Annotated in this window: 22 protein-coding genes; 20 read left to right on the top strand and 2 right to left on the bottom strand. The window is 30.6% G+C overall.

All coding sequences use genetic code 11. The annotated features are described in order from the left end of the window. From CLOCEL_RS04020 to CLOCEL_RS04085, 15 genes are all read left to right on the top strand, one after another. Window positions 1-696, top strand: coding sequence for a phage distal tail protein (locus CLOCEL_RS04020; RefSeq protein ID WP_010073117.1), 696 nt, complete (start codon window positions 1-3; stop codon window positions 694-696). Between the two features lie 49 nt (window positions 697-745). Next, window positions 746-991: a hypothetical protein gene (locus tag CLOCEL_RS04025; protein ID WP_010073116.1), complete on the top strand. Its 246-nt coding sequence runs from the start codon at window positions 746-748 to the stop codon at window positions 989-991. A 15-nt stretch (window positions 992-1,006) separates the two neighbouring features. Then, complete coding sequence (locus CLOCEL_RS04030; protein ID WP_010073115.1) at window positions 1,007-1,192, top strand: hypothetical protein; 186 nt, start codon at window positions 1,007-1,009, stop codon at window positions 1,190-1,192. Between the two features lie 11 nt (window positions 1,193-1,203). Further along, on the top strand, window positions 1,204-4,695 hold the full coding sequence (locus CLOCEL_RS04035; RefSeq protein WP_010073114.1) for a phage tail spike protein: 3,492 nt from the start codon (window positions 1,204-1,206) through the stop codon (window positions 4,693-4,695). An 86-nt stretch (window positions 4,696-4,781) separates the two neighbouring features. Further along, the gene (locus tag CLOCEL_RS04040) at window positions 4,782-5,192 is read left to right on the top strand and encodes a phage holin family protein (RefSeq protein WP_010073113.1); all 411 of its coding nucleotides are present in this window, start codon (window positions 4,782-4,784) and stop codon (window positions 5,190-5,192) included. Then, a complete protein-coding gene (locus tag CLOCEL_RS04045) occupies window positions 5,185-5,883 on the top strand; it encodes an N-acetylmuramoyl-L-alanine amidase (RefSeq protein WP_010073112.1) in 699 nt (232 codons plus the stop codon). The genes CLOCEL_RS04040 and CLOCEL_RS04045 overlap by 8 nt, the downstream gene beginning before the upstream one ends. A 120-nt stretch (window positions 5,884-6,003) precedes the next feature. Then, entirely contained in the window at window positions 6,004-6,429 is a 426-nt protein-coding gene (locus CLOCEL_RS04050) for a helix-turn-helix transcriptional regulator (protein WP_010073111.1), read from the top strand. Then, window positions 6,422-6,577 carry an SHOCT domain-containing protein gene (locus CLOCEL_RS23015; protein ID WP_010073110.1) on the top strand — a complete coding sequence of 52 codons (156 nt, stop codon included), beginning with the start codon at window positions 6,422-6,424 and terminating at the stop codon, window positions 6,575-6,577. The genes CLOCEL_RS04050 and CLOCEL_RS23015 overlap by 8 nt, the downstream gene beginning before the upstream one ends. Window positions 6,578-6,640: 63 nt before the next feature. Beyond that, window positions 6,641-7,945 (top strand): recombinase family protein, encoded by a 1,305-nt coding sequence (locus CLOCEL_RS04055; RefSeq protein WP_013291612.1) that lies wholly within the window; start codon window positions 6,641-6,643, stop codon window positions 7,943-7,945. A gap of 2 nt (window positions 7,946-7,947) precedes the next feature. After that, window positions 7,948-9,537: a recombinase family protein gene (locus CLOCEL_RS04060; protein ID WP_013291613.1), complete on the top strand. Its 1,590-nt coding sequence runs from the start codon at window positions 7,948-7,950 to the stop codon at window positions 9,535-9,537. Between the two features lie 246 nt (window positions 9,538-9,783). Further along, entirely contained in the window at window positions 9,784-10,047 is a 264-nt protein-coding gene (locus CLOCEL_RS04065) for a hypothetical protein (protein WP_242655211.1), read from the top strand. A 12-nt stretch (window positions 10,048-10,059) separates the two neighbouring features. Continuing rightward, the gene (locus tag CLOCEL_RS04070) at window positions 10,060-10,557 is read left to right on the top strand and encodes a hypothetical protein (RefSeq protein ID WP_010073106.1); all 498 of its coding nucleotides are present in this window, start codon (window positions 10,060-10,062) and stop codon (window positions 10,555-10,557) included. Window positions 10,558-10,922: 365 nt separating this feature from the next. Then, on the top strand, window positions 10,923-11,858 hold the full coding sequence (locus CLOCEL_RS04075) for a caspase family protein (protein ID WP_010073105.1): 936 nt from the start codon (window positions 10,923-10,925) through the stop codon (window positions 11,856-11,858). Beyond that, on the top strand, window positions 11,855-14,101 hold the full coding sequence (locus CLOCEL_RS04080; protein ID WP_010073104.1) for a hypothetical protein: 2,247 nt from the start codon (window positions 11,855-11,857) through the stop codon (window positions 14,099-14,101). Before CLOCEL_RS04075 ends, CLOCEL_RS04080 begins: the two co-directional genes overlap by 4 nt. A gap of 426 nt (window positions 14,102-14,527) precedes the next feature. After that, window positions 14,528-16,261 (top strand): transposase, encoded by a 1,734-nt coding sequence (locus tag CLOCEL_RS04085; protein ID WP_010073040.1) that lies wholly within the window; start codon window positions 14,528-14,530, stop codon window positions 16,259-16,261. A 462-nt stretch (window positions 16,262-16,723) separates the two neighbouring features. Here CLOCEL_RS04085 and CLOCEL_RS04090 read toward each other — a convergent pair whose 3' ends face one another. Continuing rightward, the gene (locus CLOCEL_RS04090) at window positions 16,724-17,668 is read right to left on the bottom strand and encodes an IS3 family transposase (RefSeq protein WP_341271459.1); all 945 of its coding nucleotides are present in this window, start codon (window positions 17,666-17,668) and stop codon (window positions 16,724-16,726) included. Continuing rightward, window positions 17,635-17,919 carry a transposase gene (locus CLOCEL_RS04095; protein ID WP_013291592.1) on the bottom strand — a complete coding sequence of 95 codons (285 nt, stop codon included), beginning with the start codon at window positions 17,917-17,919 and terminating at the stop codon, window positions 17,635-17,637. Before CLOCEL_RS04095 ends, CLOCEL_RS04090 begins: the two co-directional genes overlap by 34 nt. Before the next feature lie 927 nt (window positions 17,920-18,846). Between CLOCEL_RS04095 and CLOCEL_RS04100 the strand changes: the two genes are divergently transcribed. From CLOCEL_RS04100 to CLOCEL_RS23020, 5 genes are all read left to right on the top strand, one after another. Further along, window positions 18,847-19,314: a GyrI-like domain-containing protein gene (locus CLOCEL_RS04100; protein WP_010076589.1), complete on the top strand. Its 468-nt coding sequence runs from the start codon at window positions 18,847-18,849 to the stop codon at window positions 19,312-19,314. A gap of 68 nt (window positions 19,315-19,382) precedes the next feature. Next, the gene (locus CLOCEL_RS04105; RefSeq protein ID WP_010076588.1) at window positions 19,383-19,640 is read left to right on the top strand and encodes a Blp family class II bacteriocin; all 258 of its coding nucleotides are present in this window, start codon (window positions 19,383-19,385) and stop codon (window positions 19,638-19,640) included. A 142-nt stretch (window positions 19,641-19,782) separates the two neighbouring features. Then, the gene (locus CLOCEL_RS04110; protein WP_010076587.1) at window positions 19,783-20,010 is read left to right on the top strand and encodes a hypothetical protein; all 228 of its coding nucleotides are present in this window, start codon (window positions 19,783-19,785) and stop codon (window positions 20,008-20,010) included. Window positions 20,011-20,098: 88 nt separating this feature from the next. Beyond that, window positions 20,099-20,527 (top strand): hypothetical protein, encoded by a 429-nt coding sequence (locus tag CLOCEL_RS04115; protein WP_010076586.1) that lies wholly within the window; start codon window positions 20,099-20,101, stop codon window positions 20,525-20,527. Between the two features lie 102 nt (window positions 20,528-20,629). Next, complete coding sequence (locus tag CLOCEL_RS23020; protein ID WP_010076583.1) at window positions 20,630-20,794, top strand: hypothetical protein; 165 nt, start codon at window positions 20,630-20,632, stop codon at window positions 20,792-20,794. The last annotated feature ends 24 nt before the right edge of the window (window positions 20,795-20,818 follow it).

The following is a 20,818-nucleotide window of genomic DNA, read 5'->3' on the forward strand; positions in this document are numbered from 1 at the left end:
ATGCTTATTAATAATGTAGATATAGCTAATTACGGAGCTAAGCTTCTTAAGAAATCTATAGATATTCCAGAGTTAAAGTCTAGTGTTGAATACTTAAGAAGTGGTAATAAACCAATAAAGTTGTTTCAGAAATTTCAAGCGAAGAAAATCACCATTGAAGTATATATCACTGGTTCTAATATTCAAAATGTTATGGAGAAGATGAGTAGTTTAAGTAGGCAACTTATGGAGTGTACAATTAAGTTTAAGGATATGGATTTTTACTATGATGCGATATTAACCAATGCAAAATATGAGAAGAGTGTTAGAAAAGATAAAGTAAGAGTTATATATGAATTCATATCAGGCTATGGTTATAAACCAATGATAACTGTTACAGCCAATAGAATATATTCTAAAACTGTAGTTGTTGATGGCAACATAGAAACACCAGCCATTATTGAAATAACTCCAAGTGCAAATATAATTGATATGACTATTACAGGCTTCGGTTCTATTTTTACTATGAAAAATCTAACAGCAGGACAAAAGATAATAATTGATGGTGAAGATAGGATTGTAACACAGAATGGAATAAACAAATTTGCTGACTTTGAGGCTTTTGAATTTCCAAAGCTACAGACAGGTTCTAATACCTTAGCTTTTAGTAAGAATACTTGTGATATAACAATAAAATATAAACCAAAATCGATATAGGGTTTAAAGGCTCTTTTATTATGCTGAAAAACAGAAAGGATGAAGACTAATGAATATAAATGAGAATGTTAATTTTAATGCACATATAATAGGAAGGGATTCCAACAATATTGATACAATTGCCATGTATTTAGCAGCAACAATTGATACAGCAAATATGAATATAAGCATTACTTGTAACACTGTTAATAAGGCTATTGTAATTTCTGATGCTGATAATGTAAAAGCACAGTATGAAGAATTTGAAGCTTTGGTAAAGGAAAGAGCAAAGGAATTAGGCTATGTAATATTCTAATTGGAGGAGAAGATAATGAGTAAGGATAATAAAAGCATAGAACAACAGCAAGAGAAAGAAATTAATCCAACAGTTGATAAGGATAATTATTTAGTACAAGTTATTGTTGATGGAAAGGTGATTAAAGAGGTTATTGCTTTAAATAGTACAATAAATATTGTTCATGTAGGAAATCAATCATTAGCAGCAGATGTTAAATAGGAAGTGATTCAATGCTTCAATTATATGATATCAATCATAATAAAATTTGTGGATTAACAAATTATAAGGATTTAAAGATTGAGAGGGAGTTATCTGGCGATGAAAACCTCTCTTTTTCATATCCTCACAATGATGATAAATATACCTTTATAAAAGAAGAATGCTATCTAAGAACAGCACAAAATGAATATGTGATAAAAGAAATTAATGTTAATGATGATTGGACAGAGGTTGTTGCCAAGGTTAATGTTGAAGCTTTGAAAGGCACACCCTTTGGGCATTTTCAAGTAAATGAATTAACATTACCTTCGGCAACAATCGATTCAATAAAGAAAGCGTGTGCTAATACAATAAATTTAGCTTTAGCAGGAACAGGGTGGACTATAGGTAGTTGCAATATTGAGAAATCAAGAACAGTAAAGAAAGGTAATTGCTCAAGCTATGAGATTCTTCAAGAAATAAGAAAGGTTTATCTATGTGATTTTAAGTTTGATGCAATCAATAAGAAGGTTTATATTTATCAATCAATGGGACTTGATAGAGGAAGCTATTTCTCAGAAGAACTAAATCTAAAGAAGATTGAAATACAAAGTAATTCCTATGATTATTGTACAAGGATAATACCTCTTGGTAAGGATGGACTTAAAATTACTGATATTAATAATGGTAAGGATTATGTAGAGAGCTATCAATATTCAAATAAAGTAATCTCGATTTATTGGGAAGATAACAGGTATGAGTCAAAGGAAAGCTTAAAGGAAGATGCTATTGCAAAACTTAAGGAACTATCAAAACCAGTAAAGGCATACAGTGTTGAGATTATTGATTTAGCTAGTATAAGTGATAAATATAAAAACATTTTAGATTATGATCTTGGAGATGTTATTACTCTTATTTCAAAGGATAAAAAGCTTAGAGATAAACAGAGGATTATTAAGCTTATTGAATATCCAGATGAACCCGAAAGAAACTCTTGTGAAATTGCAAATAGAACCTTAAGGTTTGAGGATATTCAAGCTAATACCTTAAGAGCCACTGAAGTAATCAGTTCAGTTACTACCTCTGATGGAATGCTTGAAGGCAGTAAGGTGAATTCAATTGATTGGGTGCAGCTAAAGAATGTTAACATTATGGTTGCTGATATTCAAGATTTAAATGCTGTAACTGCTAGAATTGGAACACTAGAAACAACAACAGCTACAATAACTCAGCTTAATGCAGTTAATTCAAAGATAGATAATTTAGTTGTGACCACAGCACAAATTTCAGATGCTTCAATTACAAACGCAAAAATACTAAATGCAGCTATTGATACTGCAAAAATTAGAGCAGGAGCTATAACAAGAGCATTAATTGCTGATGGAGCAATTGGAACAGCTCAAATTGCTGAAGCTAGTATTGGAACCTCTCATATAAGTAGCTTAACAGCAGATGTTTTTAATAGTGGTACTATAGATACCTCAAAAGTAACCATAGCTGGAGCCAATAGTAGGTTATTAATTAGAGGTAATAGACTACAAGTGTTTGCAGTAAAAAGTGATAACTCACTTTATGAAAGAGTTACTCTTGGTGATGTTAATGGTGATGGTTTAGTGTTTGGTTTTAGAGTAAGAAGTGCTGATGGAGAAACTGTCCTGTTAGATGAAAATGGAGTAACTAGAGAAGGAATTACTGATGGCTCAATATCAAATGAAAAGATAGCAGGAGATGCTAATATTTCAGGAACAAAGCTTGATATTAATTCAGTAGTAACAACAATAAATAGCATAGCTACTACAACTATCCAAAGCTCAAAGGTATTCTTAAATAACTCAACCCTAGATGTTCAATTTTCTAATTTAAAAACAACAGTAACTGAACAGGGACAGACTATAAGTACTCAAGGAGCTCAAATTGTAGCTTTAAATAATAGTGTAGTTTTAAAGGTAGATTCACAAGCATTTAGTAGTTATAAAGTAATAAACGACAGTAATATAACTACCATAAATTCAAGACTTTCAACAGCAGAATCATCCTTATCAATACTGCAAAACCAAATAACTCTAAAGGTTAGTTCAACTGATATAGAGATAATAAAAAATAGTATCATCAAGGTTAGATACATCAGAGATTGGATAAATGGTAGTAGTGCTAGTATAGGGAACCATTGGGTTGAAATTAAAGCCATGAGGGGAACTACTAATGTAGCTAAAAACAAAACTGTTACTGGAAGTTCGCCAGAAAACACTTCTTGCCCATACTCTCGTGTAACAGATGATAATACTTTAACTACATCCTATGCTAATCCAAATTTAAATGGAGGAAATCAATATGTTCAAATAGATTTAGGAGCTGTATATGATGATATAGATTATCTTCATATATGGCATTATTATGGTGATTCTAGAATTTATCATAATAATAAAACAGAAGTAAGTTCTGACGGAACTAATTGGATTACTTTATTTGATAGCAGTAAAAGCAGTGAATACGCAGAAACTTCAGCAGGTCATGTAGTTAATGTTAATATGGGTAGAATAGTAAATAGAATTAATGTTGCTGAAAGTACAATAAAACAAAATTCTCAAGATATATTACTAAAGGTTGATGTGAATGGAGTTATGTCAGCAATTAATCAAAGTGCAGAAGCAATAAAGATACAAGCAAGTAAAATTGATTTGACAGGTTATGCTACTTTTACAAGCTTATCTACGCCAGGTCAAACAACTATAAATGCTGGAAATATTACAACTGGAACAATGAACGCTAGTAGAATTTCTGGTGGAACAATTACAGGTGCTCTACTTAAAACATCTAATACAACAGACTATTTAAGCATTGAGAACCAAAATATATTAGTTTATAGAAACTCATCAGCTCGAATAAAGTTAGGTTTTGATATGCTTTATAATTCAGGGTTAGAGCTTGGTCCAACAGATATTGCTACCACACCTTATTTGGATTTTCATAGTAGTGGTACACCAAGTGATTACGACTGCAGAATAATATCATCAGGAGGAAGTTCAACTTTAGGTCAAGGTGTATTGGATATAACAGCAGCAGCCGTAAAACTTAATAGACAGGTTATGTTGTACTCTTCTGATAACACTATGACATCCATGAGATGTATAAATCCTGCAGTTCAAAGATATATTGAGGTTTCAACAATATTTGGAGCAAAAGGACTTACTTATTGGGATTCAGATAAGCGCTATAAAATGAACATTGAAGAAACTGATAAAACAGCTCTCGATAAAATTATGAAGATCAAGCATTATGACTTTGATTACAAAGCTGGCTTAAAGCATTTTGATGTGGGATATATTTCTCAACAGCTTATGGAGATTAATCCTCAATGGGTAATAACTGTACCACAAGAAGCTGCTAATGGAGAGGTTTCAGATTTTTATATTCCTAATCAAACAACAATAATTCCTTACCTTAGTAAGGCAATCCAAGAGTTAAAGCAGTTAATAGACAATCAAAATAGAGAAATTAAAACATTAAAGAAACAGTTGAAATAACAATGAAAGAGGTGAGGAATCAGTGTTTATAATGACATAAGTTTAAGTACAAAACTTTATAACACATAAGATGAGGAGGCCAAGAAATGAAGAATGTAATAAACATTTCTCAAGCAGTATTTGCTACTATAGGTGGTTATATTGGTTGGTTTTTGGGAGGAGTTGATGGCTTTATGTATGCGCTGATTACCTTTGTTGCAATTGATTATATTACAGGCCTCATGGTAGCAGTGCTAGAGAAAAAGCTATCTAGTGAGATTGGATTTAGAGGAATATTTAAAAAGGTTTTAATATTTCTAATGGTGGGTATAGGAAATATAATAGATGTTCATCTGATTAAGAGCGGTAGTGCTATTCGCACTGCTGTTCTTTTTTTCTATGTCTCCAATGAAGGGATAAGCATTATAGAAAACACAGCAAAGATAGGATTACCAATACCACAAAAACTTAAAGATATTTTAGAACAGCTAAACAAGGAGGAGAAAAATAATGGCTAGATTATGTTTTGATTATGGACACGGTGGAGAAGATAGTGGTGCTTGCTACAATGGGAGAAAGGAATCTAACGATGTATTAAGTTTAGGTATGGCAGTAGCTTCAGAAGTTAGAAGGCATGGAGTTGTTGTAGATGAAACAAGAACTTCTGATGCAACAGTAAGTTTAAATGATAGGAGTAACTTTGAAAATAGAAATAACTATGACTATTTTATATCCTTTCATAGAAATGCTTTCATGCCAGAACAAGCTAAGGGAGTTGAAACCTACACTTATATAAATACTGATGAAAAGTCTAAGAACTTAGCTAGAAGCATACAAGCTTCACTAGGAGCAATAGGCTTTTACAACAGAGGTGTTAAGGAAGAAGATTTTCATGTGCTTAGAGAAACTAGGGCATCAGCAGTATTAGTTGAGGTAGGGTTCATCGATAACTCTAATGACAATAGTATTTTTGATTCTAGAAGAAACGATATTATTAAAGCCTTAGCAAAAGCAATACTATCTCAGTTAGGAATTAATTATATAGAGCCTGTAGTACCAACACCTCCAGCTTCATTAGCACAAACAAATGGACAAACTCTTTATAGAGTTATGGTTGGTTCATATTCAGTAAAAGAAAATGCAGATAGTCAACTTCAAAGATTAAAAGCAGCAGGCTTTGATGCAACAATTATGATATTTAATAAGTAGAAATATTTTTAAAAGAGCCTATTCTATATTCAATATATATAATATAGAAAGTAAACAATTTTTATTTATGTACAGATGAGTTATAGAGTGGCTCTTTTTTTCTTTTATGGAGGGAGAGCAATGACAAGTAATCAGAAGGAAGAAATAAAAAAGATGCGGCAGGATGGAAATAGCTATTCTAAAATTGCAATTATACTTGGCATATCTGAAAATACAATAAAATCATACTGTAGACGTAATAATTTAGGCATAAATAAAGTTGCCAAACCAGATAAGGAAGAAGACCTTTATACAGTATGTAAGAATTGTGGCAAGCCATTAGAACAAGGAACGAAAGGTCATCGTAAGAAGTTCTGTTCAGATATTTGTCGTAGGTCATGGTGGAGAGATAATGAAGTCCTATATAATAAGAAGGCTTTTTATAAAATAAAGTGTTTAGGCTGTGGAAAGGAATTTGAAAGCTATGGTAATAAGGAACGTAAATTTTGTGGTCATAGCTGCTATATAAATTATCGGTTTGAGAAAGCGGAGGTTCGAAATGACTAAGGAGCAATTTGAATGTGAAAAAAATTATAGGGTTTCTATCGCTATTGCTAAAGTTATGCTTTCTAGAAAATTAATAAATGAAAAGGACTATAGCAAAATTGACACTATGCTGATAAAGAAATATAAGCCTATTGTCGGTGGATTATAGCTCTTATTAACTTGCTATGTATCAACATTAGAGTTAACATTGGTAGCTGAAGGGAGTGATATCATGACAAGAAACATAAGAAAAATAGAGCCTTTAATACAAAAGATGCCTAGAAAGAAACGTGTAGCTGCTTATGCAAGAGTATCAAGTGGGAAGGATGCAATGCTCCATTCACTTTCAGCACAGGTCAGCTATTATAGTGATTTAATACAAAAGCAAGTTGGATGGGAATATGCAGGAGTTTTTGCAGATGAAGCACTTACTGGAACAAAGGAGATTAGACCAGAATTTCAAAGACTCTTAAATGAATGTAGAAGTGGTAATATTGATATGGTAATTACAAAGTCCATATCTAGATTGGCAAGGAATACTGTTACAATGCTTGAAACAGTAAGAGAACTAAAAAGCTTAAATATTGATGTGTATTTTGAAAAAGAAAATATTCACAGTCTTAGCGGGGATGGAGAGCTGATGCTTACTATCCTCGCTTCTTTTGCGCAAGAAGAAAGTCGGTCAGTTAGTGAAAACTGTAAGTGGCGAATAAGAAAAGGCTTTGAAGCTGGTGAACTTATAAATTTAAGGTTTATGTACGGATATCATATTGAAAAAGAAAAAATTGAAATTAATGAATCAGAGGCAGAAATTGTCCGTATGATTTTTGATGATTATATAGAGGGAATAGGGTGCACTCTTATAGCTAAGAAACTAAGAGATATGAATGTACCTAAAATAAGAGGCGGTATTTGGAACTCAGAGAGAGTTGCAAATATTATAAAAAATGAGAAGTATGCAGGTAATGCCTTGCTTCAGAAAAAATATGTAAAAAATCATTTAACAAAGACCTTAGTGATAAACAAAGGAAATCTTCCCATGTATTATGCAGAGGGAACTCATCCAGCAATTATAAATGTAGAAACTTTTCAAAGGGCACAGGAGATTATGAGTAAAAATGTTGAAAAATATACACGTGATAATACTAGAGTAAAATATCCTTTCACTAGCATAATTGTATGTGGAATATGCGGAAAAAACTATAGGCATAAGAATACAAGAGGAAGAATTTCGTGGAATTGTTCTACTCATTTAAAATATGGTAAAGATAGTTGCCATTCAAAGCAAATACCTGAGGAGATTTTAATATCTGTAACGACAGAGGTTTTAGGATTAAAGGAATTTGATGAAGATATATTTCAAGAAAAGATAAAGGAACTACAAGTACCAGAGCAGAATACATTGGTTTTTGTTTTTATGGATGGAACTACATTAAAAAAGGAATGGAAATATAAATCACGTAGCGAAGGTTGGAGTATTGAGGCTAGGGAAAAGGCAAGAGAAAGAAGCCTTAAAAATATAGAGGGGAGGAGTTAACTTTGGCTACAGCAAGAGCAGTAACAGTAATACCAGCAATAGTTGGACGATTTACACCAGCAACTTCAGGAGTGGTTACCATGAAAAAGGTAGCTGCTTATGCGAGAGTTTCTACAGATAACGATGAACAGCTTTCAAGTTTTGAGGCTCAAATGGATTACTACACAAGGTACATTAAATCAAACACTGAGTGGTCTTTTATTGAGGTATATACAGACGAGGGCATTTCAGCAACTAGTACAAAGAAACGTGATGGTTTTAATAGAATGATTGCAGATGCACTAGGTGGAAAGATTGACCTTATAATAACAAAGTCCGTTAGTAGGTTCGCGAGGAATACCGTAGATACACTCACAACAGTAAGGCAGCTTAAAGAAAAAGGTGTTGAAGTATATTTCGAGAAAGAAAATATCTATACTTTGGATAGTAAGGGAGAATTATTAATTACGATAATGAGCTCCTTGGCACAGGAAGAAAGTAGGTCAATCAGTGAGAATGTTACTTGGGGACAAAGAAAAAGATTTGCAGATGGAAAAGTAAGTCTTCCGTACAAACAATTCCTTGGCTATGAAAAGGGTGAAGATGGATTACCTAAAATTGTAGAAAAAGAAGCTGCAGTTATAAGGATGATTTATAAAATGTTTCTTGAAGGAAAAACTCCATCAGGAATTGCGAAGCATTTAACTTTAAGCAAGATTCCAACACCAGGAGGAAAAGAGATTTGGCAAGCTAGTACGGTATCTAGTATTCTTAAGAACGAAAAGTATAAAGGGGATGCTATTCTTCAAAAGAGTTTTACTATTGATTTTCTAACAAAGAAAAAGAAAATTAATGAAGGAGAAATTCCACAGTATTATGTAGAAAATAGCCATCCTGCAATAATTACTCCTGAAGTGTTTGATTTAGTCCAGCATGAGATTAAAAAGCGAAAGGATGCAAAAGGATATAAAACAAGTAGTGGGTGCTTTTCAGGAAAGATTGTTTGTGGCAAGTGTGGAAGCTTTTACGGTAGCAAGGTATGGCATTCCACAAGTAAATATAGAAGAACTATTTGGCAATGTAATTCTAAGTTTAAAAATAATGAGAAGTGTGGTACGCCTCATCTCTATGAGGATAAGATAAAACAAGCTTTTGTTGAAGTCTTTAATAGCATAATTGAAAATAAACAAGATATTTTAGCAAGCTATGAAGGAATAATACAAGCCTTAACAGATACCACAAAGCTAGATAAGGAAAGCTTTAAGCTTCAAAGTGAGTTAGAGGTTATTTCTGAAATGCTTAAAAAATGTGTTGAGGAGAATGCCCACAGTGCATTAAACCAAGATGAGTATGAAGAACGATACAAGGCTTTAGCAGAAAGATATGAGAATATCAAAAAAGGTCTTGAAGAGATTGATGAAAAGAGACTGGAGAGAAGTGCTAAGCATGAAAGTAGTATAGCTTTTATAAAAGAACTTGAGCAAAGAGAAAGCTTAATTATAGAATTTGATGAGAATCTTTGGACAGGTACTATTGAAAAAATAATCGTAAATACTAAAGAACAAATAACTTTTGTATTTAAGGATGGTATGGAAATAGAATGGAATATTTAAGGATTTAAGATAACACCCACAAGGTTGGCTTAGGGAGAAGCTGATTTTGTGGGTATGTTTTATTTTGTTGAAAATGAGGGTAATTTGGAAACAGGAAGTTGTTTACTGACTTAATGTAAAATTATATAATTATTAGTATAATATACACACTATATTGATTTGTCGAATTACTTTGTAAGGGCATGAAAAACTTATATTTTAGTAAGTTTGTGTATACAAAAGTTAAATTTGTTTATTGAAAGAGAGGTGGCAATATTGAATAAGGAGAAAATATACCTATTTTCACTTGAATTAAAAAAACTTTTAAATGATAATAAAACTTCTGAAGTTGAGAAGATAATAATTGAAGAAAGTTTATCCGAAGAAGAAATGAATTTTCTATTTATGTGTTTAGAAGCAAATGGATATGACCCTAAAACAGATATGTTCTTACTTTTTGAATCAGATAATAGTGAATTTTTAAAACTAGTAAATTTAGTACAAAATAATGTTTCTAGTAAACAGAAATAGGAGGAAGTACATATGGTAACAGAAATACTTACAGGAATAGCTATTATTGTTAGTGTTATCGCACTATGCGTGAGTTATCATTCTGCTACAAAAGGAAACGAATTATCTTCTACGGCAAATGATTTAACAAAATCGGCTCTAGATATGCAAAAAATGGCTAATGATATGCAAATGGCACAAGTAGAAATGCAAATAAGACAATTGATTTCAGATGCAAGAAGCCGATTTCAAGATAAAGCTTCTCAGTTGAGCAAAGAAGAGGATAATGCAATTATGAAATCTATAGTAGATTCAGCAAAAGAAGATTATTTAAATGCATATGATGAAGCTTGTGCTAAATATAATGATGGAAAAGTGGACAAAGTACGTTTTAAGAAATTATATCACGAGGAAATCCGTCAATTAGTTACTGATAATATAAATATTGAAAAGTATCGTGAACCAGGGACTAAATATCATGCTACTTTAAAGGTATTTCATCAATGGAATAATTTGGAGGAAAATTCATAAAACTTAGTTTATAAATGCAAAAGCTTGTTTAGAAATAAGAATTTATTTTTAATATTTTCTTGATATGCAAATTTCGAAAGGTACTATTGAAAAAAAACGCAAATATTGGAGAATGAATAACTTTTTCATTTAAGGATGATATCTAATGTTTAGTTAAAACACCCACAAGGTTGGCTTAGGGAGAAGCTGGCTTTGTGGGTGTTTTTTCATTCTGTTGAAATTGAGGTGAATTTGCCGAAATGAACTAATGTTAAAATGATGTAAAATGGTGTATAATTGTAAGGAATATTAATATAGAATTAAGTTTTATAATATTAACAATAAAGTACTATTATAAAGGCAACATTAAATTATGTGAGGAAAATATGGAAAGAATAGCTTGTTGTATTGGAATAAATAATTATAATGCTTGGGATCAATTAAACAATCCTATTAATGATATGGAATTAATAGCTCAATCTTTAGAGTATGCTAACTTTTCGGTTAAAGAGCATATGGATTTATGTATGGAAGAATTAAGAAATGTAATTTATGAATTTAAAAGAGAATTATATAATGCAAAGGTTGGATTGTTATATTTTGCTGGCCACGGTGTTGAAGTTTCAGGTAAGCAATATATAATTCCAAAGGATGCAAAAAAACCAGAAAGCGAATATATTGATTATGATACTTTAAAAACATATTATGATATTACTCCTATAATTAATGAGATGAATAGAGAAAAAGATTTTATTAGTATTATAATTATGGATTGTTGTAGAAAAGAACTTATAGTATTAGATCAAGGGAAAATAAGAGGTAATTCAAATAAGACAATTTTTAATGGAAAACAAGGTACATTTATATCTTATTCAACATCTCCAGGATCTGTAGCTAAAGATGGAAGAGGTGAAAATGGGCCGTTTACTAAAATATTAGCAGAAACGATTCAGAATGAACGTATAAAGATAGAAGATATTTTTAAAAAAGTAAGAAAGGAACTATATAGTCAATTTCAATTTGGACAGATTCCTTGGGAGCATTCATCATTAATAGGAGATTTTTATTTCATACATCCTGAAAAATATAATTCGAGTGAAAAAATAAAAAAGTTATCAGATGCAATTCATGAATTATATGATGGCAATTTTAATTATGTTGAAATGATGAGCCAAATTGATTCAATTTATAAAAATATTAACAACTATGAAGTTGAAAACACCAATAATCTACTAAAAAATATCAACACTTTTGCACAGTATATATTTGATACTATGACACGCATGCATTTAGATAAATTGAAAAGAGGTAATGTAAGATGATAGAAAAATCTGCAAATATATCAATAGCGGTTATTGGGAAATCAGCTGCTGGAAAATCTGCGTTTATTAAATCCTTTAGTAAATATCCAGAATATATATCTTCTGAAGGTCAAGGACAAACAACACGTTCTTATTCAGAGTATTGTTTTATCACCTCTGAAGATGATATTGTACCAAAGGCAAATATATTATTTTATGATGAAAACAAATTTGCTGATATTAGAACAAATCAGTCATTAATAAAATTGTCAGAAATAGATAAGACGATAGAAAAGATTACTTTTGATTGGATTGCAGAACAACTTGATGATGAGGATTATTCAATAGATTTTAAAAATGCTATAATAAACACAGATGATTTTTTTAGTTTTGAGGAGTTTAGTTTTTTAGATTCTGGAAAATGTGTGGAAAAGCTTAATATGTTATTTAATACTGTTTGTGAAATTTTAATTGATTTGTGCAAACAAAATTTAAAAAGCACTCCTTATTTTGATACAGATGTTCAAAATCAGAGTTTTGAAAACATATTTAGAAAAAATTATAAACAAAATGTAGATATTAATATCCCAAGTAATGAGTCTAAAATTGACGTAACAGATGAGAATATTTTTGAAACTCTACTTAATTTTATGTTTAGAGAAGTATATAAAGTTATTATGTCATATGTAGGGGCAGATTTAGAAGAACGCAAAGTAAATTTTGTTCAAAGTAGTAATCCAATAATAGAATTTGATGTTACAGATGAAACAAAAAATCATTTAGAGTTATTCTTAAAAGTGTTAAGAATAGATGGTAAAAAACAATCATATACTGGATTGATATCCAAAGTATCAATATCTAGTATTATTTGTGATAACTTTTATACTATATTCAAAAGGATGGGGATAGAAAAAATAACATTAATTGACACTTATGGTTTAGACCATGATCAACAAAGTACAGAAAGTGTTTTAGTTGAAAGATATAATCGAATTTTTAATGTAGATTATCCTCAAATTTCTAACGTTTTTTTTGTAGAAGCTTTACATTCTGGGGCTTCAAATGATTTTAGTACAGCATTAAAAGTTCTATATACTCAACGTCCAGATATTATGTCATATATTATTGGAACTCATATTGATGATCATGAGTATAATTTTTTAAAGGGGCATGAGAAGTGGTTCTTATCTCTTGATAAATTGATTGAGACAAAACCAAAACTCAACGGAAAAGTCATGGATTTTCTTTTTGGAAGTCATACTATTTTAACTACATTAAAGCGTAATAATATTCATAAATCACTTGCTGAAAAAAGAATTGAAGTCATGAGAAAAAGATTTGGACCTTATTGTAGTAAAATAGCGGAAAATGAAGAATTTTATAACGAAATAAATGTAATAACCATTGAATCGATTTTTTCATCGATAGTAGATAAAGAGCATTTGGGCGATGAATATATTAATATTAATAAAATAGTAAATAAATTAAATATAGATAACAAAGATGATTTTATATTGTTTTTACGTCAACTTATTGCAAAAGCGACGGAACGTTCTAAAATAGTTTTTATTAGTTCTGCTGCAAGAACTAGATGGAGAATTAGAACAAACTTGCAAAGTTACATACTTGGATTTAATGGAAGTACTCTAGATGCAACATGGAGACGAATTTTTAATGATGCGTATAATGAGGTTTTTACTAGAGAAGTATCTGAAAATCAAAATGGATTTGCTAAGAAAATATCTATAAGTGAAGCTTTTGAATTGATTGGAAATGAAAAAATTGCTTTTGACGAGTTGATTAATATGTTCTTTCCATATTTATTTAGGAAAAAGTGTGATTGTAACAGTGTGACTAGCTATGTTGACAAGGAAATCAATTGTGAACAATGTAAACAAAAAGATAGCTTTGATAATATGTGTATTTGGGGATTATTGATTAATGCAGTAGGAACAAAAGATTTTAAGAATAGATATCTATATGATCAAGTTATTGATTGGCTCCTAGCATTGCATGAATTTTCAGAAAAATGCAATGAGGATTTTTATGATAATATGTTTGAGTATTTTCGTATTAGTATGCTAGATTATTTTATCCCATTATGTAGAATTCATAATGCTAGAGTTATAGAGAAGAAGTTAAAAAAGTCTAGTGGGTCATATTTTGATAAGAAAGATGAATTATTTGAAATGTATAAAGAAGAATATGATAATGAAGTTCAACGGGATATGTTTTATTTAAATACTGGTGGTTTTAAATCATAATAATATAAAACGAAAGAATGTGAATTCACTATAGAAGGAAATACACTTTTTAGCGATATTCAAACAATTTAGCGATATCAAAAATACTACCTCCAATTAAAAAGGTCGCTAAATTGTATCAACATTTAAGTGATTAGACAAATAATCACTTAAATGTTGATACAATGCAAAGTCCTTGATTTCAAGGGCTTTCAGTGTTTTTTGGAGAGAAATAAGTTGTTAAAAATGAGATTTTAGGCTTGGGATATGGAAGATAAGTGGAATAAATGCACACCCCTATGAATTTTAGAATAGAGGGCAGACTGTCTGAAAAACATATACTGGAAGTATTGTAAAAAATAGATTGAAACCATTGAAAATACTAGTGTTTTCGATGGTTTTACAGTATAATATATGTATCAAAAGTAATTTTTAGGTGGTACAATTATGGGATATATAGTAGGTCAAAATAGAGGACAAGTAACAGCATTTCCAGAAACAATAGATGAATACATTAGTGATAATAATCCAGTGCGTGTTATTGATGTTTTTATCGAGAACTTAGATTTAGAAAAAGCTGCGTTTGCTAAAACAAATCCTTTTAGAGAAGGAAGACCTGCCTACAATCCAAAAGATTTGCTTAAGTTGTATATCTATGGTTACTTTAATAAAATTCGTTCTTCAAGAAAGTTAATGATTGAATGCCGTAGAAATGTTGAATTAATGTGGCTTTTAAAAAAGCTTGCTCCTGATTTTAGAACTATATCAGATTTTAGGAAAGATAACGCAAAAGCTCTTAAAAATGTATTTAAGGCTTTCGTTAAACTATGCCTAGAAATGAATTTATATTCTAAAGAACTTATTGCTATTGATGGAAGTAAGTTTAAAGCAGTCAATGCAAAAGATAAGAATTATACTGCTTCAAAACTTAATGATCGATTGAAATGGATAGATGAAAATATAGCTGAATTTATGAAAGAAATGGATAAATGTGATAAAGAGGATGGAAATAGCACAGAATATACAAAAGAGCAGCTAGAAAATAAAATTCAGAAATTAAACACAAGGAAAGATTTGTACAATTCTTATCTCCAAGAAATGAAAGAAAATGATGTTACTCAAAAATCTATAACAGATCCAGAATCAAGACTTATGAAAAACAATGGTAAGTTAGATGTTTGCTATAATGTACAAACAGCAGTAGATAGTAAAAGCCATCTTATAGCTGATTTTGCAGTTACAAATAATTGTAACGATATTGGTCTTCTTGTTCCTATGGCTGAAGTTGCAAAGAAAGCTATGGAGGTTGAAACTTTAGAAGTAGTTGCTGATAAAGGATATAGGAAGCAAGCAGATATTTTAGAAAGCTTAAAGAATGGTATAATACCCAATGTTCATCTATTAGATAATAAAGAAAATTATAGTTTTGATATAGATTATAAAGAAAATCAGATTACAGATGAAATAAGAAATTCAAACTCATCTAAGGATATTCAAAAATGCTTAGAAAGTGGCATAATTCCAAAAGCATATGAATACTACAAAATATCGGTGGAGATTATAGAGCCTGGTGAATATATCATTAGTGAAGAAGTTATAGAAAAAGAGCCAGTAGAGAACAATACTGAAAGCATTGAAAAAGTTATTATCGAAGTTAATGAGAACTTCATTCGAGATAGACAAACCAATGTAGTAACTTGTCCAATGGGGAATATATTAAAACAAAAGGCAATCGTAAAAGGTAAAGTAAGATATGCAAACAAATTAGCTTGCCGTAATTGTAAATGCAAATGTACAATAGCAGCTTTTAAAGTAGTGGAATTCCCTGAAAACAAAGATACTGTAAAATCTAAATTCTTTGCTGGTAAGAAAACTATTACTATAGAGAAATCTGAGCCTAAAATTTCAGCAAAGAAAAAATCAAGTAAAACTATTTGTTTTTCTACAAGAAAAGTAAGAATAATATTTGTACCAGATAAAAAGAAATTACGAATGCGAAGATCTATTGTGGAGCATCCGTTTGGTACAATAAAACGATGGTGCGATAGTTCATATTTGCTATTAAAAGGAAATATGAAAACTACCGCTGAGTTGTCATTGTCATTTTTAGCCTATAATATGAAACGTGCAATAAATATGATAGGGGTAAATGATTTAATATCAAAAATGCAGGCTACATAAGAGAAAAGCCTGCATTTTTTCGTATTTGTAGGTAATATCACTCTTTAATAAGTGTTTTTTACTAATAAAGCTTCTTTTATTTTGTGAGGTTTTCGGACAGTCTGAGGGGTGTGCATTTTTTTCTTGGGGTGTGCACTTTTTAGCGTAATTAATTTGAGAGAAGTCTTAAGACGAAAGTATAATGAACTGACTATAACTAACCACTAGCTAAGTCCTATAATTTTAGAATAATATATATCCATTTTAAAATGCATATATAAAAAATAGAAGTATAAGTACAGGAATAACTACGACTAGTAATATTCTAGTGTTAAGTGAAGAATTACGACTTTTAAGAAAGTTATTAAAAGTATTTAAATTAAATAATATAAATATAATACTTAATCCACATACACATAAGAATATAAAATTGGTCCTATGTCAAGATTTAGTACAAGTTAAAATGAGAAGTTTATCCTCATCTTAACTCGCCAATAGCATTCCTTCCTTTTTTGCTTTTTCATACAGCTTTTCAAAATCATCTGGCGACATATAGTCGCAATGACTGTGAATACGTTGTGTATTATAGAAGGCTTCAATATATTCGAATACTAGACGATATGATTGTCTGTAATTACAGATTTTGAATCTATTCAACCATTCTCTTTTGATTAAGGAATGAAAGGATTCGATGCAAGCATTATCCCATGGAAAGGCTTTCTTAGAATAGCTTAGTTGCATTGTTTCAGTAGCTTTTCGGTATTCATTTGAAACGTATTGACTTCCTCGATCACTATGCAAGATAAGTGGTTGCTCAGTATTTCGTCTTGCTTTGGCTTTGTTTATTGTTTCTATTACACATGCTGCTTCCAGAGTTTTTGAAAGCGTCCATGCGATGATTTTCCTTGAATATAAATCCATAATGCTGGTTAGATAAACAAACCCGTCTGTTGTCCAAATATAAGTGATATCACTACACCACACGGCATTTGGGCGTTCAGGGTTAAATTGTTCATCAAGAATATTTTGAAGTTCATTACTGAAATCAGAATCTTTGGTTGTTACTGTCCAAGGTTTGATCCATTGAGCCTTGATTCCTAGTTCTTCCATATACTTGCCAACAGTACGCTGAGAAATGATTTCTCCATCTTGTTGTAGCTTTTTTGCAATTTTGGGTGCACCATAGTTTTGTTTGGAATCATCGTAAATATCCTTAATTTTTACTTTAACAGCCTCCTTACGTTTTTGCGTATCAGAAGGCATATGTTTCTGCCATGCACGATAACCAGACCGTGAAACACCCAATATTTTCAGCATTCCAGAGACGGAAACCTGGCGGTTTTCTTTCATGGCAGCTTCCGTCTTTTCAGAAACTTCTAGGTAAAGAGCTTCTGTTATTTTCCCAGAATGCTGATGGCTTTTTTTAATACATCAAGAGCATCCTGAGTATCACGTAATTCACGTTTTAAACGAGCAATTTCTTTTGCCTCATCGGAAGAATAATTGCCAGATCCACGACTTTCTATATCGCCAGTTTCTCGCAGTTCTTTCTGCCATCTGGAAAGAGTTTGCTGACTAATGCCAAGATTCTTAGCACACCCCACTAGTCCTAATTCTTTGTGATCTTGATAATATTGAATTGCATCAATCTTAAACTGTTTGTCTAAATGTTTTGCCATAATGAGATCCTCCTTGGATACAATACCAGTATTGTATCATATTTTTTCTATATAGGATTTTCTCATTTTAATTTGTACTATTTAGATTCTAGCACCAAATCGTTATGAAAGTAGTTACCTAAAAAGTACAAAAGAACTAGTAAAGCATACAGAACTACAAAAATATTTATATATACTTTTTTTTGATTCATAATATTTCTCCTTTGCATAGAGAGCAAAACATATTCTTGAAAATAAGTATATGTTTTGCTCTATTTTTAATTAAGCTATGGCGTAAAGTGCAGCAGCAAGAATAGAAGCTCATTGTTGAATAGTCTTACTACTATCAATATCAATAAGTTCTTTAGCAAATAAATTATTTTGATCTACTATATATACCGTAATTACACCACCTAAAAATTACTTTTGATACATATATTGTACTGCAAGACACTTGAAAACACCAGTATTTTCAAGGAATTCAATCTGTTTTTACAACACTTTCAGTATATGTTTTTCGGAAAGTTTGAGGGGTGTACATTTTTTTCTTAGGGTATGCACTTTTAGCAGAACTATCAAAAATGTAATTAAATTAAAAGTAGCTATCTAGATAAGAACGGAGATACAGCTGAAGAAGTTTTTTTAGAGTCCAAGAGTTTCATGTAAATAGAAATTAACAAAAAACTATTTTTCAAATATAAAATGAAATGGATACGTTTAAATACGAACAAGTATCATTAAAGAATTAACTTTTATTGAGTTATATGTCGAAGGTTAGTGATGACTATGTAGTCATTATAGAAGTTTGTAATATTATATATAAATGTATCAAATGAAAATAATTGACTAAAAAATTATGAACACATATAATCACTAATACAGACGATAATGATTTGGAAATATGAACAAAAGAGTCAGGAAAAATGAATTAAGTGAGGGTAATATAAAATGATAACATTAGATAATGAAATAAGTTTTAAAAATCTCCTTTCTTTTAGAAAAACATTAACTCAAGCAGAATTGCAAGAAGAAATGAAAAAGATTGAAGAATTTCTAAATAAAAATAACTTAAAGAAAAATGGACCAACAATAACAACAACATATTCAGTTAATCAAGCGATGATTCCAACTATGGATTTTGAAGTGCTTATTCCACTGGAAGGAAATATGCCTTTTAGTGATACATATAAAGTAAAAAAAGAATTTAAACTAGTTAATGCGTTAAAGGTTTCGCATATAGGGAATCCAGCAGGTATACAACAAACTGTAATGGGTGTACAAAAATATATTAAAGAAAACAATCTTCAACCAATAACTTCTTTATATAATGTTACGATAAATGAAGTTAAAAGTGTCGAGGAAATGGACAAGTTACATGTAGATATGTATATTGGATTAAATCCAAATATCGTTTAGGTAATAACTTCTTTATGGGCCCAAAGGAGTTTATTATAAATATTTTTTAAGATTGAGGAGAGAATGAAATGAATTTATTGGTTAATGAAAATTTTACAGATTTAAGAATTGATGAAATAGAATTTATTAATGGTGGAATGTCTGATTGGGATTGGGTATGGTGTGGAGTTGTTACTGCTGGCTGTACTGTAATTGGAGCTGCAATAGGAACAGCTGTTTGTCCAGGTATAGGCACAATTGGTGGAGCTAACGCTGGATCTGTACTAGGCGGTATATTCTGTGGTGCTCTCGGTGCAGGTGTATATATAGCAATAGACCATGCGTAAATTTGCAAGTAGATACAACTTATAAGTTGTATCTGGTTTCCAGTAATATATTGGGGGTTAGGTCATAACTTAAGCCTAGCTCCAATAAATAAAAAATATTAAATAGATATAAATGTTTTTGCTATAATAAAGGAGAGATATTATGAATTATAATCAATTTTATCAAATGACAGAAAATGAAACGACAGAATGTAATGGCGGTGGATTGTTTGGTTGTGCTGTTGGAGCGGTTATTGGTGGATGTGTTGGCGGACTAGGAGCTTGTGGTTATGAATTATATACTGGTAATTATGATTGGAAAGTAGTTGCCAAAACTGCATTAGTTGGAGCAACTATTGGTGGTGTAATTGGATTATATGAGCCAGCATAAAAAAATAGTCTAATTTTATAGAGGATTTAAATTTAACATAGCCATGGTAAATTTAAATCCTCTATAGAAATATTAAGGAGTGGTTATTATGCAATTTGATATTTATATAAAATGTGTGATTGTTTTAGTTATAACATTATTGATGTGCCTTATTGGTGTAATAGGATTTAAGGTAATTGCGACATTGAATATTGATTCTTTAGTATCTGTATTCTTAGTTACTGGAGCTTTAGGCATCATAGTATTTTCTTTGCTTATGGGAGTATATTTCGAGAGATTTTATAGATTTGAAAGTTATACAGTAAATAAAGAAAATATAAGTGTTGATGAGATTAAAAATACTTTAATAAATAATAATATGATTTATGATGAAAAAACTGATTCTTTTTATACAAAGAAAAATATCAATAAATGGATTGCTGGGAACAATACTAAAGTTATTTGTAATGGGAATGTCGAAATAGTAACAGGTCCTCATTATATAATAAATATGGTTAAAAAGAATTTAAATGAATAGATTTGTAGTTATTAATGTAGGGTGCGTAGTCATAGCTATGGTACTAGGTGTTAACATTGTAGAAGTTGGAGATGTGGATATGAGTATTTTGCAGGTTGATGTATGAGTAACAATATAAGAACTGTAATATCATTTTTGTCATTGATTACGCTATCAGGTATAGGAGTAATATCAGCTAGGTTTAGTGCAAAATATGGAACAATATTTGGATTTTCCATGTTAGCAATTATCCTTACTATTTTTTTGTTTTCAAGAAAGAAGCGTTGAGTATAAAATGATGGTTGTCAAAAT

It is taken from the genome of Clostridium cellulovorans 743B (assembly GCF_000145275.1).
Taxonomy (GTDB): Bacteria; Bacillota; Clostridia; order Clostridiales; family Clostridiaceae; genus Clostridium_K; species Clostridium_K cellulovorans.

Bases quoted from the DNA above. Each gene is read 5' to 3' on its own strand.
- CLOCEL_RS04020 (WP_010073117.1), top strand. From the start codon at position 1: ATGCTTATTAATAATGTAGATATAGCTAATTACGGAGCTAAGCTTCTT.
- CLOCEL_RS04025 (WP_010073116.1), top strand. From the start codon at position 746: ATGAATATAAATGAGAATGTTAATTTTAATGCACATATAATAGGAAGG.
- CLOCEL_RS04030 (WP_010073115.1), top strand. From the start codon at position 1,007: ATGAGTAAGGATAATAAAAGCATAGAACAACAGCAAGAGAAAGAAATT.
- CLOCEL_RS04035 (WP_010073114.1), top strand. From the start codon at position 1,204: ATGCTTCAATTATATGATATCAATCATAATAAAATTTGTGGATTAACA.
- CLOCEL_RS04040 (WP_010073113.1), top strand. From the start codon at position 4,782: ATGAAGAATGTAATAAACATTTCTCAAGCAGTATTTGCTACTATAGGT.
- CLOCEL_RS04045 (WP_010073112.1), top strand. From the start codon at position 5,185: ATGGCTAGATTATGTTTTGATTATGGACACGGTGGAGAAGATAGTGGT.
- CLOCEL_RS04050 (WP_010073111.1), top strand. From the start codon at position 6,004: ATGACAAGTAATCAGAAGGAAGAAATAAAAAAGATGCGGCAGGATGGA.
- CLOCEL_RS23015 (WP_010073110.1), top strand. From the start codon at position 6,422: ATGACTAAGGAGCAATTTGAATGTGAAAAAAATTATAGGGTTTCTATC.
- CLOCEL_RS04055 (WP_013291612.1), top strand. From the start codon at position 6,641: ATGACAAGAAACATAAGAAAAATAGAGCCTTTAATACAAAAGATGCCT.
- CLOCEL_RS04070 (WP_010073106.1), top strand. From the start codon at position 10,060: ATGGTAACAGAAATACTTACAGGAATAGCTATTATTGTTAGTGTTATC.
- CLOCEL_RS04075 (WP_010073105.1), top strand. From the start codon at position 10,923: ATGGAAAGAATAGCTTGTTGTATTGGAATAAATAATTATAATGCTTGG.
- CLOCEL_RS04080 (WP_010073104.1), top strand. From the start codon at position 11,855: ATGATAGAAAAATCTGCAAATATATCAATAGCGGTTATTGGGAAATCA.
- CLOCEL_RS04085 (WP_010073040.1), top strand. From the start codon at position 14,528: ATGGGATATATAGTAGGTCAAAATAGAGGACAAGTAACAGCATTTCCA.
- CLOCEL_RS04095 (WP_013291592.1), bottom strand. From the start codon at position 17,919: ATGGCAAAACATTTAGACAAACAGTTTAAGATTGATGCAATTCAATAT.
- CLOCEL_RS04100 (WP_010076589.1), top strand. From the start codon at position 18,847: ATGATAACATTAGATAATGAAATAAGTTTTAAAAATCTCCTTTCTTTT.
- CLOCEL_RS04105 (WP_010076588.1), top strand. From the start codon at position 19,383: ATGAATTTATTGGTTAATGAAAATTTTACAGATTTAAGAATTGATGAA.
- CLOCEL_RS04110 (WP_010076587.1), top strand. From the start codon at position 19,783: ATGAATTATAATCAATTTTATCAAATGACAGAAAATGAAACGACAGAA.
- CLOCEL_RS04115 (WP_010076586.1), top strand. From the start codon at position 20,099: ATGCAATTTGATATTTATATAAAATGTGTGATTGTTTTAGTTATAACA.
- CLOCEL_RS23020 (WP_010076583.1), top strand. From the start codon at position 20,630: ATGAGTAACAATATAAGAACTGTAATATCATTTTTGTCATTGATTACG.